We start from the raw sequence: 17,644 nt of genomic DNA, 5'->3' as shown, positions 1-17,644 counted from the left end.
TGAAGTGCGCATATGTCATGGTATTGGTGACTCAAAATCACGGATGGATCGATGTTCGACGGACGATTGCTGAACGGGGTGAGCGTGCTGGCGGCGGTGATCGAAAGCGGCAGCTTCGCGCGGGCGGCGGATGCGATGGGTCTGTCGCCATCAGGCGTCAGCCGCGCCATCGCCCGGCTGGAAGGCCGTATCGGCCTGCGCCTGCTCGACCGCACCACCCGCACCATGCGCCTGACCGACGACGGCGCCCGCTTCTACGAGCAGGTAGCACCGCTGCTGAGCGGTATCGAGGAGGCAGCGATGGCGGCCTCGGGCGTCGCGCAGTCGGTGCGCGGGCGGCTCAGGGTGAATGTGGATCCGTATTTCTCGCGGCTGGTTCTGGGACCCAGGCTCGGCGCGTTTCTCGATCTCTATCCCGAGCTGCAGATCGAGATCACAACCCGCAACGAGATCGGCGATCTGGTGGCCGACGGCATGGACGTGGCGGTGCGCTTCGGCGATCCCGCGCAGACCTCGCTGATTTCGCGGCTGTTGATGCGCACGCGGGTGATCACCATCGCGGCGCCTGCCTATCTCACCAAACACGGACGGCCGACAGCGCCCGGCGATCTTGCCGACCACACCTGCATCCAGTTCCGGGATTCGCTGACGGGCCGCCCCTTCGAGTGGGAATTGCGGCGTGGCGCCGAGGTCGTGCCGATCGAGACGCGCGGACGCATTCTCGTCAACGACGCCGGCACGACGCTCGCCACCTGCCTTGCCGGGATCGGCATCGCGCAGGTGTTTTCGCTTGGGATGCAGGACTATCTGGAAAGCGGCCAGCTGATCGACTTGTTTCCTGATTGGCCCGACGAGACATTTCCGCTCTACGCCTTCTACCCTTCCCGCCAGCATGTACCAGCGAAGGTCAGGGCGTTCATCGATTTCTGTGTCGGGATCGTTCAGGAGTAAGTGTAAGGAGGCATCGACGATGCCTCCTCACGGCTTTCAGATCGATCGGCGGTGACGGGTTCTGACGTAGATCCAGTCGAGCGCCAGCATGACGACGAGCGACAGGCCGACCAGCGGGAAGATGATGCCGCCGATCGCGAGGATGGCGATCAGGCAGCGAAAGACCCGTTTGTCCGACGGCATGGGCGGGACGCCGAGCGAGCCTGCCGGGCGGCGCTTCCACCACATGACGCCGGCGGATACCGCGAGCATCGCGATGCCGATGCACGCGGCGAGCAGGACGAGCTGGTTCGCCAGCCCGAACTCCTGCCCCATATGGACGTTGACGCTCCACTCCAGCGCCTTGCCGAGCGGGCCGTAATCGGCGTAGCTCATGTCGATCAGCGGTTTTCCCGTGAACTGATCGAGATGCACGACACGCTGCTCTGCGAGATTGTCAGGATAGACGGAGCCGGTGTAGACGCCCATGGCATCCACGGGGATGTTGACGGCGTAGCCGCGATGCAGGCCGAGGCGGTCGAAGGTGGCGACAGCGTCATCCAGGCTGATCGGCGCTCCGCCATGCTGGTGGCCCGGGGATTGCGGGACCTGCGCCTGCTCGAGCGACCATGTGGTCTTGGCGATATGGTCGACATGTTCGTCGGACATGGGGACGGCGACGCGCACGCCGGCCGGATAGCCAAAGTTGTTTCCATTCGCCCACTCGTTGACCTTGGCGCCCCAGACGCCGGACCAGGGCATGCCCGTGACGGCGAGGAAGACGATGAAGCCACCGACGAAAAGGCCGAGGACGGCATGGGTATCGCGCCAGAAGACGCGCTTGCGGGGCGTGCCGCGAATGCTGAGCACCCCTCCCGTCTGCTTGCGCGGCCACCAGAGATAGATGCCGGTGCCGACAAGCAGGATCGCCCAGCCGGCCGCGATCTCGATCAGCGAGCGGGTGACGGAGCCGAAATATTTGAGGCTATGGAGATAGCGGACCGTCCACATGATCGTGCCGCGATCGGGCAGCGCGCCGAGCACCTTGCCGCTATAGGGATCGACATAGACGGCGATACTGCCCTCGGCCGCGGTGTTGATGGTGATCTCCGCCGATGCGCCGGGGTCGACGGGATCGGTGAACTTGATCGCGGTGCCGGGATGGGCGGCGAGGGCGGCGTCCACCATCGCGGATGGCGGTCGCGCTGCCTGCTCGCTGATTGCGACGCGCTTCAGATCGGCATGGACGACATTGTCGATCTCGTCCTTGAAGAGATAGAGCGCGCCGGTGACGGCAAGCGAGAGCATGAAGGGCAGGACGAGAAGACCCGCGTAGAAATGCCAGCGCCAGACGGCGCGGTAAAGATCGGACGGGGAGCGCACGGCAGCGCTCGCACCTTCCCGACCGATGGTGAAATCGGACATGATATGTCTCCTGATGATGAAGATTGAGGCCGGCACTGCGAGCGCCGGCAATCGAACGTCAGGAGATTTGTGGTGGCGCGCGCGGTTGGCCGATCAGGCCTCGCAGCGTGGGCGTGATGGCGGCGTCTGCGGTGAAGACGATCGTGGCGGCGCCGACGGCATCGACGTGGAGGATCGCTGAATCCGCACCGAGGATGGCCGGCATTGCGTGGGCAGCGAGGCGGCAAAGCGTGCAACATGGGCAATCGGCGGCCTTGCCGTGCGATTGATCATGCGATGTGCCGTCGTTGGTGTTTTCGACGTGGTCGATGACGCTTTCGCCCGTCATCGAGCAGATCGATTGCAGGGGATCCATGGCGGCGCTCGCCATCGATCCCTGTGCCTGGCCTGACAGCAGGCCCTGGATCAGCAGCAGGAGGGCGGCGAGCAGCGTGATGGCGCTTGCCGATGCCCTGTCCCCCAAAACTGTCCTGATCATCCCCATATCCGCTGCATGCCACAGCGCGCGGACAATGTCACGCTTGCCGCCGGCGACACCAAAGCTGCATTCTTTCCATTTAATCATCAACTTAGGCGGTCGATGTCGGGACATGCGACCTTTGGCCACCTCACGGCCGGATCATTCACGGGCGATTTGCGATCGTGACCTGTCCCCTTCCCGCCTGCGCCATGTCGTTGGTGGACGCTTGCACCCGTGCGATATCAGGCATAGTGGCATTTCCAGCTCTTCGCCTATCCTGATTCCTTCCCATTTCCTGCGGCTCTATCCGTTCCGGAGACCCCCATGCTGTTCGGCATTCTCTGCGGCATCGCCACCTGCGCCTTGTGGGGGCTGACCTTCGTCGTGCCGCGCGCCATCGCGCCCTTCACGACGCTTGACCTGACCGTTACGCGATATGGCCTGTTCGCACTGACCAGCGTGGTGCTGATGGTTCATCCGCGCTTCCGGCCGCGCGGCATCAAGCTCAAGCCGATGATCACCGCGCTGCTGCTCGGCGGTATCGGCTATGTCGGCTATTTCATCAGCGTCGCTTATGCCGTCCGGTTCGCCGGTGCCGCCATTCCGCCGCTGGTGATCGGGACGATGCCTGTCATCCTGGCGATGATCGCCAACTTCCGCGATCGCTCCGTCTCGTGGCGTCTGCTTGCACTGCCGCTGATTCTGATCGCGGCCGGGATCGCTTGGGTGAACGTCGCCGTCTTCGCATCGACGCCGACGGGCGACCGGGTGATGATCGCCTACGGCATCGCGTCCGCGGCGATCGGGCTTGTTCTCTGGGTCGTCTACGGGCTGGCCAGCACCGCCACCATGCAATCGCCCGACGCGCCCGACATCCTGCAATGGACGGGCATGCAGGGCATCGGCGCCGGACTCGGCAGCCTTGTGTTGATCCCGCTGACATCGCTGAACACGCCGATCGTCTATACAGACATCGACCTCATGCGCTTCCTTTTATGGTCGCTGATCATGGGGCTCGCCGGCGCGTGGCTGGCAACGCTTTTGTGGATGATCGCCTCGAAGAGGTTGCCGCTGGCGCTCGCCGCCCAGTTGATCGTCGCCGAAACCGTGTTCGGCCTGATCTTCGGCTTCGTCTTCGAACAGCGGCTTCCGACGCTTGCCGAGGCCGGTGGCTCGCTGCTGCAACTGGCGGGCGTCGGCATGGCGATCGCGATCTTCAGCCATGTCAGGCAACAGCAGCACGCGTGAGAGGTGGCACCAACTGCGCGCGCCGATTGCTTATTATCCGCCAAAGGCTTAGGGTTTGCCCAGTAAATTCCACGTTGGACAAGCGGCATGGTTCTCGGCGGCAAACGCATCCTCCTCATCATCTCCGGCGGCATCGCGGCCTATAAGAGCCTCGATCTGATCCGCCGCCTTCGCGAGCGCGGCGCCTCGGTCCGGCCGGTGATGACAGCGGGCGCGCAGCAGTTCATCACGCCGCTCGCGGTTGGTGCCGTAGCGGCGGACCATGTGTTCACCGATCTGTTTTCACGGCAGGACGAGCAGGATGTCGGCCATATCAGGCTGGCGCGCGACTGCGACCTCGTGCTGGTGGCACCTGTGACCGCCGACCTGATGGCGAAAATGGCGAACGGACTGGCCGACGATCTGGCCTCGACGGTGCTGCTCGCCACCGACCGGCCGGTGCTTCTGGCGCCGGCGATGAACCCGCATATGTGGAGCAATGCCGCAACCAAGCGGAACGTCACGGCGCTTCATGGCGACGGCGTCCATTTCATCGGGCCGATGTCCGGCGAAATGGCGGAAAGCCGCGAGGCGGGCGTGGGCCGCATGGCCGAACCGCTCGACATCGTCGCCGCGGCGGAGCGATTGCTCGACACCAGCCCGAAGCCGCTTGCAGGGCGCAAGGCGATCGTTACATCCGGGCCGACGCATGAGCCGATCGATCCGGTGCGCTATATCGCCAATCGCTCATCCGGCCGGCAGGGCCACGCGATCGCTTCGGCGCTTGCACGGCTTGGCGCGGATGTGACGCTGGTCTCGGGCCCGGTGACGATCGCCGATCCCGCCGGTGTGAAGACCATCCATGTCGAGCGCGCCGAGGAGATGCGCGACGCGGTGTTGACCGCGCTGCCGGCCGATATTGCGGTGATGGTCGCGGCGGTGGCCGACTGGCGCGTGGCATCCGCGTCCGATCAGAAGATCAAGAAGCATCCCGGCGAATCCATTCCGACGCTGGCGCTGACCGAAAACCCCGACATTCTGAAGACGATCGGGCATCACACGTTGCGGCCGAAACTCGTTGTCGGCTTTGCCGCCGAGACGCAGGATGTCGATAGCAACGCGAAGGTGAAGCTGGAGCGCAAGGGCGCCGACATGATCGTCGCCAACGACGTCTCGCCGGCAACCGGCATCATGGGCGGCGTGCGCAACCGCGTTAAGATCGTCACCCGAGATGGCATCGATCAATGGCCTGATATGGCCAAGGAGGATGTCGCGACGAAGCTTGCGGAACTGATCGCTGAACGGCTCAGGCGGGGATAGCGACGGGAGCGGATTTGGCAGGTGCTGCGACCGGCTGGAACGGCGTGACGTCGAGGCCGTTATCGGTCAACGTAACAGCGCTGCCATCCGGAATTTCCGCCCAGGCATCGACATCGTCGTTGAGCGGCTCGGAGACGAGGCAATAGCCTTTGCCCACTGGGGACGCATAGAGCGTTGGCGCCTTGCGATCGGTCGCATAGCGGATGGCATAGAGCGCATTGCCGTCGGAAAAGGCTGCCGTGTAGCGCACCAGTGCCGAGCCGAGGATATTTTCCGACAAGCCTTCGACGAAGCGGATCATTTCCGACATGGCCGCGATCGGCGTCTGGCGCAGGCCGAACTGGAGCGCGAGCAGAAACATCAGTTCGGAATCGGTCGTGCCGCCGCGCGCGTTGAAGAGATCATCATCAAGCATCGCCTCCATCGACCGGCGCAGGCGTTCGAAGCCAGCTATCTGGCCGTTGTGCATGAAGGACCAGTTGGCGAAAACGAAGGGATGGCAGTTGTCGCGCCGCGTGCCGCCGCCGGTCGCGGCGCGGACGTGGGCGAGGAACAGCGGCGAGCGGATCTGCCGCGCGATGCTTTTCAGGTTGCAATCCGACCAGGCCGGCAGCGTATCACGATAGCGGCCAGGCTCGGGGTGATCGCCGTACCAGGCGATGCCGAAACCATCACCGTTCGTCGCCGTCTTGGCGCGGGTGGCGCAGTGGGATTGTTCGATCAGGGAGTGCGCAGGCGACGAGACGAGGTCCTCCAGATAGAGGGGTTCTCCGCGATAGGCTGCCCAGCGACACATGCTATTCACTCCGCAACCCGCCCTGATCGTGGCGGGACAATGCTGAAACGCATCGACGATTGTCGAATCCGATGGTTAATAAGAACTAAACAAGCATGTGGCTTGCAAGCCGAACATGACGTTTTTCTGACATTGACGGCGATCAACTTCCGCAAGGCAGCATTTTGTTTTGTGAACGGGGTGGCGAGCGGTTTGCGCGAGCCGCGTGCGCATCACCAGCATTGCGCGCGATGTCTTGATGAAAATGAGGGAATGGCTTATATTCAAGGAGTGGAAGGCAGGTTGCTGCCTGCCTCCCGCTTGTTCAGACTAGGAAATTGACCCGGACCTCTAGCAACCAGCTGGTCCGGGTTTTTCTTACCCTAAACGTGATGCTAAGTGGAAACCACATAGCTCACCTCCTTGTGAGAGGGCGAGGCCGATCGCCGCGGTCGAGGTTGCCCATCTTCCCCGATCCCGCCGGCTGGCGCGGCGGACGCTGCTTTGCCACTCACGCCGCAAGCAATATCATCCCTTGGTTGCAATTTCCATTACCACCAAATTAGGCCTTGCATCCCGCTGAAATGCTCTTACCTTTCTTCTATCGGAAACAGAACGAAAGGAAGGTGATCCAATGTCTAATGAGATTTCGGACCTCGTAATGGGCTTGGAAGTGGTGACGAAGGCGAGGCAGCCCTCGCTCTGAAACCCGCCTTCCTGGGATCGCCATAGCGGTCCGGCCGGTTTTACAGGCCAAAACTCATGGAAAGGGTCGCTAGCGCGGCCCTTTTTCTGTTTCAGATCGCTAATTGACCAAAGGCAATTCCATCGCTATTCATAAAGTCATCAGATGACTTTATGAGGCGCCTATGCAGCCGCTTTCGAAAACCAATCTCGCGGAAACCGCGACAGAGGCGATCCGTACCGAGATCCTTGCCAAGCGCTGGGCCGTCGGTGACAAGCTGCCCAACGAGGCGGCGCTGTGCGCTATGCTCTCCGTCAGCCGAGGCACGGTGCGCGAGGCCGTGCGTGTGCTTGTCTCGCAAGGCCTGCTCGAGACGCGACAGGGGTCGGGCACCTATGTGCTTTCGACCACCGACAGCGCATTGCCGCTGACCATGGCGCGCCGCGCCGGGCTTCGCGATCTCTTCGAGGCGCGATGCGCGCTCGATGTCGAGGCAGCCAGACTGGCGGCGCTCCGTCACACACCACAGACGATCACGACGCTGCGCAGGCTGCTTGAAAAGCGCGGCAATTTCGACGGCGGCGACAAGATAGCCTTCATCGAGCGCGACCTTGCCTTCCACAAGGCGGTGATCGCCGCTTCAGGCAATCGTGCGATGATCGAGATCTACGACTTCTTTTCCGCCTCGATCGCCGAGACCATCGAGGCGACCCTGGGCGAAGATATTCCCGAGCCCCACATGCAAGCCCACGCCGCCATCATCGACGCGATCGCCACCGGCGACGCAGAGAAAGCGGATGCGGCGGTGCGCGCCTTCATGGCTCCCGTAATTACAGCTCTCGACCGGATGATCCTTTCATGACCACGCCTTCGCAAGACGCCGCCCATCTCTACGATCACGCCGAGGAGCAGTTGATCGATGCGGAAGCAGACAGCGTGCCGCAACCGCAGCCGCCGATGGGAACCAGCGCGACGGGACGGTTCGTGCTCGGCGCCAGCCTCGTATTGATCGCGTTCAACCTGCGGCCGCTGTTTTCCAGCGCCTCGACGCTGCTGCCCGAAATCCGCAGCGAACTTGGTTTATCGGCGCTCGGCACCAGCTTGCTGACGACACTGCCCGTCGTCTGCCTCGGCGCCTTTTCGCCGCTGGCGCCGAAGCTCGCGCAACGTATCGGCGCCGAGCGGACGCTGCTCGGCGTGCTGTTGCTTTTGGCGCTCGGAACGGCGCTGCGCGGCCTCTCCTCCATCCCGCTCCTGTTTATCGGCTCGGCGCTATCAGGCGCCTGCATCGCGGTCGGCAATGTTCTGCTGCCCGGTCTGGTGAAGCGCGATTTCGCTGATCGCGCGGCCTTGATGACGGGCTTCTACACGATGGCGCTCTGCGCGGGTGCGGCCGGAGCGGCCGGATTTACGCTGCCGCTCGAGCGCGCCTTCGGCGGCTCCATGGCTGCGGCGCTGGCGATCTGGGCGCTGCCCGCGCTCGTCGTCGGCCTGATCTGGCTGCCGCAGGTGCTGTCGACCAAAGCGCAGGTGAAGCGCAGCGGCTTCTCCGTCGAGGGGCTGTGGCGGGACAGGCTTGCTTGGCAGGTCACGCTGTTCATGGGGCTGCAGTCGGCGCTTGCCTACTGCGTATTCGGCTGGCTGGTACCGATCCTGCGCGAGCGCGGCATGGATGGCGTCACCGCCGGCGCGATCGTTTCCGTGTCGGTGATGGTGCAGGCGGCCTCGTGCCTGGTCGCGCCGCAGATCGCGGTGCGCGGCAAGGATCAGCGGGTGATCAACGCAGCGCTTTGCGGCATCGCCGTGGTCGCGCTGCTGGGACTTCTCTTCGCGCCGCTCTCGACGGTCTGGCTCTGGGCGGTGCTTCAGGGGATCGGTCAGGGTGGGCTGATTGCGGCGGCGATGACCACGATCGTGCTGCGGTCGCGCGACCCGCATGTGGCGGCGCATCTTTCCGGCATGGCGCAATGCGTCGGCTATCTTTTGGCCGCCATCGGGCCTCTCGTCGTTGGCCTCATCCGCGGCTGGACCGGGAGCTTCGCTTGGTGCGCGGTGCTGTTCGTGGCGCTCGGAGCGGGTGCCGCCATCAATGGCTGGAACGCCGGGCGGGCGATGCATGTGAACGCGCGGACGGTCGAGAAAACCGCTGATTGAGGCCTTCACCATCTGTTGATGCCCTCTGCGGCGGCGCCGATGCTAGGCTCCGCGCAAAGATGGCATCCGCGGAGGAACAGTCGTGCGCTTTCGATCCATTGTCCTGGCCACAATCCTGGCCACCGGGCTCACTGCGGCAGTCACCCCATCCCTGACCTATGCGCAAGACGCGGCGCGGCCATCCGCCGGATCGCGCGAGGGCGTGCTGAAGCTGCTGCCTGCGGATTCCGTCACCGAGCATGAGATCACCCTCGATGGCCGCAAGCTCGCCTATACCGCGACGGCTGGAACGCTCGACATGTTCGGCCAGGATGGCGCGCAGACGGCGGCGATCTTCTACACCGCCTACGTCAAGAAGGATGGCGGGGCCAACCGGCCGCTGACCTTCGCCTTCAACGGTGGCCCGGGTGCGGCCTCGGCCTTCCTGCATCTGGGCCTCGTCGGTCCCCGGATCGTCGACTTCGGACCGAAGGGCGACGACGGGGCGGAAGCCAGGCTGGTCGACAACCCGAACAGCTGGCTCGATTTCACCGACCTCGTGCTGATCGACCCTGTTGGTACCGGCTGGAGCCGGACGGTGAAGCCCGATGACGCCGCCAAATACTACAATGTGAATGCCGACGCCGAGAGCGTAGCCAAGGCGATCGCGCTCTACGTCACGCACAACAACCGGGCGTCCTCACCGAAATATCTGCTCGGCGAGAGCTATGGCGGCTTCCGGGCGGCGAAGGTGGCGAGCGCGCTGAAGGATACGCAGGGCATCATCGTCTCGGGCGCGGTCATGCTGTCGCCGCTCCTCGAGGGGCAGCTGATGTTCGGCGCGGACGAGTTCGCGCTCGGCGCGGCGCTGGAGTTGCCGTCGTTGGCGGCAGCTCAGATGGATCGGCGAAAGGCCTTCGACGAGACGAAGCAACGCGAGGCGGAGCGGTTCGCGCTCGGCGACTATCTGACGACGCTGGCGGGGGCAGCACCCACGGGGGACGCGGCGAAGGCGTTTTATTCCAGGCTCTCTGCCATGACGGGTATCCCCGAAGATGTGGTCGAAAAGAACCGTGGCTTTCTCGGCAACGCCTTCGCCAAGGAGATCGGCAAGAGCGACGGACTGGTTGCCAGCCCCTATGACGCGGCCTTTACCACGCCCGATGCGTTTCCGGAGACCGCCGACGCACGCGGCGACGACGCCATCCTCGACGGTTTCACGCGCGCTTATGGCGGCGCTTTCGCCGACTACGCCCGCAACGAGCTCGGCTTCAAGACGGAGATGACCTACTCGCTGCTCGACAGCGACATAAACCGTCAGTGGGAATGGGGACGCCGGGGTGGCGGGTCGCGCCTTCAGGCAAGCGTGACTGGCGACATCAGGCAGTTTCTCGCCGCCGTTCCAAGCTTCCGGCTGCTGATCGCGCATGGCTACAGCGACCTCGTCACGCCCTATGGCGTCAGCCGCTATGTCGTCGACCATCTGCCGGCTTCGCTTGCCGCCAACCGGGTGGGGCTGAAGGTCTACCAGGGCGGCCACATGTTCTACACACGCAGCGATCAGGGCACTTTGTTCACCCGCGACGCGAAGGCCTTCTATGCGGCCAATGCCCCTGTGACGCCGGGAGATTGAGGGATGGCGAACGTCCGCGCGAGACGCCGCAAAGGGACAGCGATGACTTTTTAGGGTTGTCATCGGGCTTTGCTGCCACATTTAGACCACATGTCCTATCCAGCGCAGCCATCCCGAACCCTGAAGCCGCAGCAGGTTTCCGGGACCTCGTTTCTGTTTAATCTGCTCCGGTCCTCGGCCGCCGATTGGGCGCTGTTTCTCGATATCGACGGCACCTTGCTCGATCTCGCCGACACGCCCGATGGCATTGTCGTGCCCCCTGCCTTGCCGCAGCAACTCGATCAGCTGTCGCGCAAGCTTGGTGGCGCCGTGGCGCTGGTGACCGGGCGGGCGCTGCCCTACGCCGACAAGCTTTTTGCCCCTTACCGGTTTCCGATCGCGGGCCTGCATGGAGCGGAGCTTCGCCGCGCGGACGGACGGATCGAGCAGGCCGAGCCGACGGCGCAGTTCGAGAAACTGAAGGCCGAACTGCGCAAGGAAACGTCAGGCTTCGATGGCGTGCTGATCGAGGACAAGGGGGCAGCGGTTGCCGCCCACTACCGGCTCGCGCCGCAGCGGCAGGCCGAGCTCGAGCCGCTGATGGAGAAGTTCCTTGCCAAGGCCGGCGAGAACTGGACGCTGCAGCGCGGCAAGATGGTGCTCGAAATTCGCCCTGCCAGCGCCGACAAGGGGCATGCGGTGGAGACCTTTCTCTCCGAGGCGCCGTTCGCGGGCCGCCGTCCGATCGCGATTGGCGACGACATTACCGACGAGGCGATGTTCCACGTCGCCAACCGGCTGGGCGGGCATTCGATCCGCGTCGGCGCGCCCCTTTCCGGCACGGCGGCGCAACTGACGCTGCCGACCGCGGTCGCTCTCAGGGAACTCATCGCGCATCTCGCCGTTTGATGATCGCGACCTATCGATTGCCATTTTGCGTACTGCCGTTTTTGAAAGGAATATTGCGTGAGCCGTCTTGTCATCGTTTCCAACCGTGTGCCCGTTCCCGAAAAGGGCGGAGCGGCAGCGGCGGCCGGCGGGCTTGCCGTGGCCTTGCAGGCAGCGCTCCAGCAGCGCGGCGGCATCTGGATGGGCTGGTCGGGCAAGTCGAGCGGCGACACCGAGCCAGGTCCCTTGCAGATCAGCGAGGATGGCCGGATCACCTATGCGCTGACGGATCTGACCGAAAAGGATGTCGAGGAATATTACTTCGGCTTTGCCAACCGTGTGCTCTGGCCGATCTGCCACTACCGGCTGGATCTGGCGGAATACGGCCGCAAGGAGATGACGGGCTACTTCCGCGTGAACCGCTTCTTCGCGCACCGCCTTGCGCCGATGCTCGAACCAGACGACACGATCTGGATTCACGATTACCACCTGATCCCGCTTGCCGCCGAGCTCAGGCAGATGGGGGTTAAGAACCGCATCGGTTTCTTCCACCACATCCCCTGGCCGCCGGCCGACGTGCTCTTCACCATGCCTGTTCACGAGGAGATCATGCGCGGGCTTGCCGCCTACGATCTCGTCGGCTTCCAGACCGACCACGACCTTGAGAATTTCGCCGGCTGCCTGCGTCGCGAGGAGATGGGTGACGCGCTGGGAGACGGTCGCTTCAACTCCGGCGACAAGATCTTCAAGGGCGGCGCCTATGGTATCGGGATCGAGACCGAAGCCTTCGCCAAGTTTGCCCGCAAAGCCGTCAGCCACGCCATGGTACACAAGGCGAAGGAGAGCATCATCGGCCGCGACCTGATCATCGGCGTCGACCGGCTCGATTACTCCAAGGGCCTGACGCAGCGCATCGACGCATTCGAGCGCTTCGTGCTCAACAACCCGGCCCACCAGCGCAACGTGACCTATCTGCAGGTGACGCCGAAATCGCGCTCGGAGGTGCCGGAATACGAGCAGATGCAGCGCACGGTCGCCGAACAGGCAGGCCGGGTAAACGGGGCTCTCGGCACCGTGGACTGGGTGCCGATCCGCTATATCAACCGCTCGCTCAGCCGACCCATCCTTGCCGGGCTTTATCGCCTCGCGCGCGTGGGCCTCGTGACGCCGCTGCGCGACGGTATGAACCTCGTCGCCAAGGAATATGTCGCGGCGCAGGATCCCGGGGATCCAGGCGTTCTCGTGCTTTCACGCTTCGCGGGTGCCGCCCGCGAACTGAAAGGCGCTCTTCTGGTCAATCCCTATGACATCGAGGGGACCGCCAACGCGATAGCGCGGGCGCTCAACATGTCGCTCGAAGAGCGCAAGGAGCGGTGGCAGCGGATGATGGACTATCTCGCGGTCCACGACGTCTCGCGCTGGTGCGACGACTTCCTGCAGGATCTGGCCGCCTGAAGACCACACCATCTCGATACAGCATGTCAGAGACCGGCTTCGGCCAGCATCCAGGCGCCGAGTTCATCGCTCCCGGGCGTGCGGCCTTTCGGCTGCAGCAGAAAATAGCCGCGATCCGGCGCTTCCAGCGTCGGGCCGGCCACAGACAGGATGCCATTCGAAAGCAGCGTATCGACCAGGCCCATCCAGCCGAGCGCCAGCCCCTGTTCGCCAAGCGCTGCCTGCACCACCAGCGAGTAGGTGTTGAAACTGAGATCGCCCTGCCCGGCAAAGGCCTCGCGCCCGATGCCGAGTTCGGCGAAATAGCTGCGCCAGTCGAACCATGGCGATGGCACTGCCGTATCGAGGTGGATCAGCCTGTTGCGGGCGAGATCGGCGGGCGTCTCGAAGGGGCCGTTGCGCTCGATGAAGCCGGGGCTGCAGACGGGCGCCACCTTTTCCGGCAGCAGAAGCTTCGCGTCGCGGCCGAATTCGGCGCGAGTGCCGAAGACGACGGAGACGTCGCCTTCCCCCGAACGATGACGCTCCATGCGCTGCGTGGCGATGATCTGGATGTCCGTATCCGGATGGACCAGGCGAAACGCGTGCATGCGCGGGATCAGCCAGAGCGCGGAAAAGGCGTAGTCCGTATGCAGGCGGATCGACGGGCGTTCCTTCTCGCTGCGCAGCCTGCGCGTCAGCTGGTCGATTTCATCGACGCTTCTTGCGACCAGATCGAAAAGCCGCTGCCCCTCCGGCGTGAGCTCGACGCCGCGATGCTGGCGCTTCAACAGCGTCACGCCGATCTGCTCTTCCAGCCTGCGGATCTGGTAGCTGACGGCGGGCTGGGTGAGGCCGAGCGCGCCGGCTGCGGCCGACAGGCTGCCGGCGCCGCCGATCTCCGCGAAAATGCGCATCCACCCCAGATCGATCGGCCGCTCTGCCATAAAAAATCCTGTTGGGAACCATCGAAAAAAGCTGCCTTCACAGGGACGATGCTAGTGTTGTTCAATAAAACTATCAAATGACAAAAAAGGGGAAATGAGATGACAGCAGTTTCCATGATCCGCCGTCTTGCTGCCGGCGTTGTGCTTACCGCTCTGGCCGTTGGGTCGGCCGCTGCCGCCGACGATGCGTCGTGCAAGACGATCCGCATGTCCGATCCGGGCTGGACCGACATCACCGCCACCAATGGCGTCACTTCCGTGATCCTGACTGCCCTCGGCTACGAGCCCGACGTCAAGACGCTCTCGGTTCCGATCGGCTACCAGTCGATGAAGAACGGCGAGATCGACGTCTTCCTCGGCAACTGGATGCCGGCGCAGAAGGCCTTCATCGACGACCTCAATGCCGCCAAGGCTGTCGAGGTAATGAACAAGAACCTCGAGGGCGCAAAGTTCACGCTCGCCGTGCCGACCTATGTCGCCGACAAGGGCATCAAGGATTTCGCCGACCTGCAGAAGCATGGCGACGAGTTCGGCAAGCAGATCTACGGCATCGAGCCGGGCGCGCCTGCCAACGGCAACATCCAGAAGATGATCGACGCCAACGACTTCGGCCTCAAGGACTGGAAGCTGGTGGAATCCGGCGAGCAGGCGATGCTGGCGCAGGTCGAGCGCGCCTCCAAGGACAAGGGCGCTGTGGTGTTCCTTGCCTGGGCGCCGCACCCGATGAACGAGAAGTTCCAGATCACCTATCTCTCCGGCGGCGATGCCTATTTCGGCGCGAACTTCGGCGGCGCCGAGATTTATACCCTGGCCCGGACCGGCTGGTCGGCGAAATGCCCGAACGCGGCCGCGTTCATGAAAAACCTGAAGTTCGACCTCAGCATGGAAAACGTGCTGATGGGCTCGATCCTCGGCGGCGAGGACCCGAAGGCCGCGGCAACCGCATGGCTGAAGGCCAATCCGACCGCTGTCGACCCATGGCTGTCAGGCGTCACGACGTTTGACGGCAAGCCCGCCGCGGACGCAGTCAAGACCTCCCTCGGCCTCTGATACTTTCCAAGGACCAATACCCAGCATGTCGCGCCCGAATTTTCTCATCCTGATGGTCGACCAGTATAACGGGACGCTGTTTCCCGATGGGCCGGCCGAGTTTCTTCACGCGCCGCATCTGAAAGCCCTGGCGAAGCGCTCCGTGCGCTTTGCCAACACCTATACGGCAAGCCCGCTCTGCGCGCCGGCGCGGGCTTCCTTCATGTCCGGACAGTTGCCGAGCCGCACCCGCGTCTACGACAACGCCGCCGAATTCGCTTCCGATATTCCGACCTTCGCGCATCATCTGCGCGCGGCCGGCTATCACACAGCGCTCTCGGGCAAGATGCACTTCGTCGGTCCCGACCAGCTGCACGGCTTCGAGGAGCGACTGACGACCGATATCTACCCGGCCGATTTCGGCTGGACGCCTGACTATACCAAGCCCGGCGAGCGCATCGACTGGTGGTACCACAATCTCGGCTCGGTAACGGGCGCGGGTGTGGCCGAGATCACCAACCAGATGGAATATGACGACGAGGTCGCCTACAACGCGACCCGCAAGCTCTACGACCTCTCGCGCCGGCAGGACGATCGCCCCTGGTGTTTGACGGTCAGCTTCACGCATCCGCACGACCCCTATGTGGCGCGCCGCAAGTTCTGGGATCTCTACGAGGATTGCCCTCATCTCGACCCCGAGGTCGGCACGATCCCCTTCGAGGAACAGGACCAGCATTCGCAGCGGCTTTTGAAGGCCTGCGACTACGACGCCTTCGAGATCACCCGCGAGCAGGTGCGCAACGCAAGGCACGGCTATTTCGCCAACATCTCCTATATCGACGAGAAGGTCGGCGAACTGCTCGACGTTCTCGAGCGCGGGCGGATGGCCGAGGATACCGTTATCCTCTTCGTCTCCGACCACGGTGACATGCTGGGCGAGCGCGGGCTGTGGTTCAAGATGTGCTTCTTCGACGGTTCCGCGCGCGTACCGCTGGCAATCGCAGCACCCGGCTGGGAGCCAAAGCTCATCAGCCAGCCGGTCTCGACGCTCGACGTGACGCCGACGCTGGCCTCGCTTGCCGGCATCGACATCACCAAGCTGAAGCCATGGACTGACGGCGAGGATCTGACGCCGCTTGCCAAGGGAACGGGAACGCGCGGGCCGGTGCCGATGGAATATGCGGCCGAGGGCTCGATCGCGCCGCTGGTCGGGCTGCGCGACGGCAAATTCAAGCTGACGCTCTGTGACGCTGACGCGCCGATGCTCTTCGACCTCGACGCCGACCCGAAGGAATTGAAGAACCTCGCCACCGATCCCGCCTATGCGGACACGCTGGCGCATCTGACTACGCAGGCGGAGAAGCGCTGGAACCTCGCAAGCTTCGACGCCGCCGTGCGCGAGAGTCAGGCGCGTCGCTGGGTGGTCTACGAGGCGCTGCGCAACGGCGCCTATTATCCCTGGGACTACCAGCCGCTGCAGCGCGCCTCGGAACGCTACATGCGCAACCACATGGATTTGAACGTGCTGGAAGAAAACCAGCGCTATCCGCGCGGCGAGTGAGATTGCCGTTTCGGTGGCGAGACGCTAAGTTCCGCCATCGAACCAGGGAGAAAACTCATGAAAATCAGCGCTCGCAATCGCCTCAAGGGCAAGGTCGTCGAGATCACCCTCGGCGCCACGACGGCGCATGTGCGCATCGATATCGGCGGCGGCTCGATCGTGACGTCGTCGATCACCAACGAGGCGGTGAAGGAACTCGGGCTGACCGTCGGCTCCGACGCCTATGCCGTGGTCAAGGCCTCCGACGTGATGGTCGCCGTCGACTGAGGTCAACGGCGACATGTTCAGAATGCCTCAGGCATGGACCTTGAGGTTATGCAGCTTCAGCGGCTCGGCCAGGATGTCCTTGTGGAGTTCCACGAGTGCTTTCAGGTAGGGCTGCTCGAAATGCGCGGTCAGGGCTTCCTGGTCGCGCCAGCTTTCGCGGATGAAGAAGGTGCCGGGCGCATCCGTGTCCTCATGGACGACAAACTGAATGCAGCCTTCCTCGCGACGGGTCGGCTCGACGATCGCGAGCGTCGCTTCACGCAGCTTATCCTCGCTGCCGGGCTTTGCACGGAAGGCGGCAATGACTTCGATCATATTGATTGCTCCTAATCGATAAAACAACGGCTGCCCGTGCTGGAAGGCTGGGCGGACCGTGGGACGATAGCTACCGTTCGGATGGCATCGGGACAATGACGGATGGGCGGCAAAGCGTTCACAATGGCGATAGGTCGCAGGGGTGGCGGCAGGACTCGGCTTCTCGCAGGCGATGGCCGGCGGTGTGCCGTGTGGCCCCCTCATCGCCTCGCTGGCGCTCCGGCACTTCTCCCCGCTGGGGAGAAGAGACTGGGGGCACCGCCCTGCCCTGCTCACATCAGCTGAAGCGCCATCGCAAACGTCAATGATAAGGGCGAGCGAGCCAGTGCATCCCCTTCTCCCCCGCGGGGAGCAACCATGTCTCATCCATTCACATATTTCGGCGTCCATTCGGTCTGCCTGGTGAGGATGGTGTTGGCGAGAATGACGAGTTTTCTGGCGACCGCGATGACCGCGCACAGGTGCTCCTTGCCGTTGCCGCGCAACCGCTTGTAGAAGGCCGCCAGATCCGGATTGTGCCGGCTGGCGGTGAAAGCGCACATGAACAGGCTCTTGCGCAGCCTTTCGCGACCGCCCTGGATCCTGCGCCTGCCGCGATGCTTGCCGCTGTCGTCATCATAGGGTGCGACACCGGCA

The 17,644-nt window shown here is 63.7% G+C and carries 18 protein-coding genes; 12 read left to right on the top strand and 6 right to left on the bottom strand.

Going from position 1 to position 17,644, the window contains the following annotated elements:
* Positions 1-51 precede the first annotated feature (51 nt).
* Complete coding sequence (locus tag D460_RS0108685) at positions 52-951, top strand: LysR family transcriptional regulator (protein ID WP_018898151.1); 900 nt, start codon at positions 52-54, stop codon at positions 949-951.
* Positions 952-987: 36 nt separating this feature from the next.
* Here D460_RS0108685 and D460_RS0108680 read toward each other — a convergent pair whose 3' ends face one another.
* Together D460_RS0108680 and D460_RS0108675 are read right to left on the bottom strand one after the other, a co-directional pair.
* Positions 988-2,355, bottom strand: a complete 1,368-nt coding sequence (locus D460_RS0108680; RefSeq protein ID WP_018898150.1) for a PepSY domain-containing protein — start codon at positions 2,353-2,355, stop codon at positions 988-990.
* 58 nt (positions 2,356-2,413) lie between these two features.
* Complete coding sequence (locus D460_RS0108675) at positions 2,414-2,833, bottom strand: DUF2946 domain-containing protein (protein WP_018898149.1); 420 nt, start codon at positions 2,831-2,833, stop codon at positions 2,414-2,416.
* A 306-nt stretch (positions 2,834-3,139) separates the two neighbouring features.
* Here D460_RS0108675 and D460_RS0108670 point away from each other — a divergent pair, with 306 nt between their 5' ends.
* Together D460_RS0108670 and coaBC are read left to right on the top strand one after the other, a co-directional pair.
* Entirely contained in the window at positions 3,140-4,063 is a 924-nt protein-coding gene (locus tag D460_RS0108670) for a DMT family transporter (protein WP_018898148.1), read from the top strand.
* Positions 4,064-4,150: 87 nt separating this feature from the next.
* Positions 4,151-5,362, top strand: a complete 1,212-nt coding sequence (coaBC, locus tag D460_RS0108665; protein ID WP_018898147.1) for a bifunctional phosphopantothenoylcysteine decarboxylase/phosphopantothenate--cysteine ligase CoaBC — start codon at positions 4,151-4,153, stop codon at positions 5,360-5,362.
* On the opposite strand, the gene D460_RS0108660 is transcribed toward coaBC, so the two are convergent.
* Positions 5,349-6,158 (bottom strand): class II glutamine amidotransferase, encoded by an 810-nt coding sequence (locus tag D460_RS0108660; RefSeq protein ID WP_018898146.1) that lies wholly within the window; start codon positions 6,156-6,158, stop codon positions 5,349-5,351. The genes coaBC and D460_RS0108660 overlap by 14 nt on opposite strands.
* 39 nt (positions 6,159-6,197) lie before the next feature.
* Here D460_RS0108660 and D460_RS35880 point away from each other — a divergent pair, with 39 nt between their 5' ends.
* The 6 genes from D460_RS35880 to otsA all read left to right on the top strand — a co-directional run bounded on the left by D460_RS35880 (position 6,198) and on the right by otsA (position 12,910).
* The gene (locus D460_RS35880) at positions 6,198-6,479 is read left to right on the top strand and encodes a hypothetical protein (RefSeq protein ID WP_155947723.1); all 282 of its coding nucleotides are present in this window, start codon (positions 6,198-6,200) and stop codon (positions 6,477-6,479) included.
* A gap of 527 nt (positions 6,480-7,006) precedes the next feature.
* Positions 7,007-7,684 carry a FadR/GntR family transcriptional regulator gene (locus tag D460_RS0108655; RefSeq protein WP_018898145.1) on the top strand — a complete coding sequence of 226 codons (678 nt, stop codon included), beginning with the start codon at positions 7,007-7,009 and terminating at the stop codon, positions 7,682-7,684.
* Positions 7,681-8,976, top strand: a complete 1,296-nt coding sequence (locus D460_RS0108650) for an MFS transporter (protein ID WP_018898144.1) — start codon at positions 7,681-7,683, stop codon at positions 8,974-8,976. The genes D460_RS0108655 and D460_RS0108650 overlap by 4 nt, the downstream gene beginning before the upstream one ends.
* An 82-nt stretch (positions 8,977-9,058) precedes the next feature.
* Positions 9,059-10,588: a carboxypeptidase gene (locus D460_RS0108645; RefSeq protein ID WP_018898143.1), complete on the top strand. Its 1,530-nt coding sequence runs from the start codon at positions 9,059-9,061 to the stop codon at positions 10,586-10,588.
* A gap of 90 nt (positions 10,589-10,678) precedes the next feature.
* The gene (gene otsB / locus D460_RS0108640) at positions 10,679-11,476 is read left to right on the top strand and encodes a trehalose-phosphatase (protein WP_018898142.1); all 798 of its coding nucleotides are present in this window, start codon (positions 10,679-10,681) and stop codon (positions 11,474-11,476) included.
* 57 nt (positions 11,477-11,533) lie between these two features.
* Positions 11,534-12,910, top strand: coding sequence for an alpha,alpha-trehalose-phosphate synthase (UDP-forming) (gene otsA, locus D460_RS0108635; protein ID WP_018898141.1), 1,377 nt, complete (start codon positions 11,534-11,536; stop codon positions 12,908-12,910).
* Between the two features lie 26 nt (positions 12,911-12,936).
* Here the strand turns inward: otsA and D460_RS0108630 are convergent, their stop codons facing one another.
* Complete coding sequence (locus tag D460_RS0108630; protein ID WP_018898140.1) at positions 12,937-13,836, bottom strand: LysR family transcriptional regulator; 900 nt, start codon at positions 13,834-13,836, stop codon at positions 12,937-12,939.
* Positions 13,837-13,935: 99 nt separating this feature from the next.
* On the opposite strand from D460_RS0108630, the gene D460_RS0108625 reads away from it, so the two are divergent.
* From D460_RS0108625 to D460_RS0108615, 3 genes are read left to right on the top strand one after another with little or no spacing between them, the layout of a single operon-like run.
* Entirely contained in the window at positions 13,936-14,886 is a 951-nt protein-coding gene (locus D460_RS0108625) for a choline ABC transporter substrate-binding protein (protein ID WP_018898139.1), read from the top strand.
* A gap of 25 nt (positions 14,887-14,911) precedes the next feature.
* Complete coding sequence (betC, locus tag D460_RS0108620) at positions 14,912-16,426, top strand: choline-sulfatase (protein ID WP_018898138.1); 1,515 nt, start codon at positions 14,912-14,914, stop codon at positions 16,424-16,426.
* Between the two features lie 57 nt (positions 16,427-16,483).
* A complete protein-coding gene (locus tag D460_RS0108615) occupies positions 16,484-16,693 on the top strand; it encodes a molybdopterin-binding protein (protein ID WP_018898137.1) in 210 nt (69 codons plus the stop codon).
* A gap of 27 nt (positions 16,694-16,720) precedes the next feature.
* On the opposite strand, the gene D460_RS0108610 is transcribed toward D460_RS0108615, so the two are convergent.
* Positions 16,721-17,008: a putative quinol monooxygenase gene (locus D460_RS0108610; RefSeq protein WP_018898136.1), complete on the bottom strand. Its 288-nt coding sequence runs from the start codon at positions 17,006-17,008 to the stop codon at positions 16,721-16,723.
* 362 nt (positions 17,009-17,370) lie between these two features.
* On the bottom strand, positions 17,371-17,644 hold a 274-nt coding region (locus D460_RS32840; protein ID WP_018898135.1), incomplete at its 5' end, for a transposase.

It is taken from the genome of Rhizobium sp. 2MFCol3.1, from assembly GCF_000377565.1.
In the GTDB taxonomy this organism is placed as follows: domain Bacteria; phylum Pseudomonadota; class Alphaproteobacteria; order Rhizobiales; family Rhizobiaceae; genus Rhizobium.
This window is presented reverse-complemented; position numbering and strand designations above follow the sequence as displayed.

Excerpts from the sequence above, each read along its gene's own strand:
- D460_RS0108685 (WP_018898151.1), top strand. The coding sequence starts at position 52 with ATGTTCGACGGACGATTGCTGAACGGGGTGAGCGTGCTGGCGGCGGTG.
- D460_RS0108680 (WP_018898150.1), bottom strand. The coding sequence starts at position 2,355 with ATGTCCGATTTCACCATCGGTCGGGAAGGTGCGAGCGCTGCCGTGCGC.
- D460_RS0108675 (WP_018898149.1), bottom strand. The coding sequence starts at position 2,833 with ATGATCAGGACAGTTTTGGGGGACAGGGCATCGGCAAGCGCCATCACG.
- D460_RS0108670 (WP_018898148.1), top strand. The coding sequence starts at position 3,140 with ATGCTGTTCGGCATTCTCTGCGGCATCGCCACCTGCGCCTTGTGGGGG.
- coaBC (WP_018898147.1), top strand. The coding sequence starts at position 4,151 with ATGGTTCTCGGCGGCAAACGCATCCTCCTCATCATCTCCGGCGGCATC.
- D460_RS0108660 (WP_018898146.1), bottom strand. The coding sequence starts at position 6,158 with ATGTGTCGCTGGGCAGCCTATCGCGGAGAACCCCTCTATCTGGAGGAC.
- D460_RS35880 (WP_155947723.1), top strand. The coding sequence starts at position 6,198 with ATGCTGAAACGCATCGACGATTGTCGAATCCGATGGTTAATAAGAACT.
- D460_RS0108655 (WP_018898145.1), top strand. The coding sequence starts at position 7,007 with ATGCAGCCGCTTTCGAAAACCAATCTCGCGGAAACCGCGACAGAGGCG.
- D460_RS0108650 (WP_018898144.1), top strand. The coding sequence starts at position 7,681 with ATGACCACGCCTTCGCAAGACGCCGCCCATCTCTACGATCACGCCGAG.
- otsB (WP_018898142.1), top strand. The coding sequence starts at position 10,679 with ATGTCCTATCCAGCGCAGCCATCCCGAACCCTGAAGCCGCAGCAGGTT.
- D460_RS0108630 (WP_018898140.1), bottom strand. The coding sequence starts at position 13,836 with ATGGCAGAGCGGCCGATCGATCTGGGGTGGATGCGCATTTTCGCGGAG.
- D460_RS0108625 (WP_018898139.1), top strand. The coding sequence starts at position 13,936 with ATGACAGCAGTTTCCATGATCCGCCGTCTTGCTGCCGGCGTTGTGCTT.
- betC (WP_018898138.1), top strand. The coding sequence starts at position 14,912 with ATGTCGCGCCCGAATTTTCTCATCCTGATGGTCGACCAGTATAACGGG.
- D460_RS0108615 (WP_018898137.1), top strand. The coding sequence starts at position 16,484 with ATGAAAATCAGCGCTCGCAATCGCCTCAAGGGCAAGGTCGTCGAGATC.
- D460_RS0108610 (WP_018898136.1), bottom strand. The coding sequence starts at position 17,008 with ATGATCGAAGTCATTGCCGCCTTCCGTGCAAAGCCCGGCAGCGAGGAT.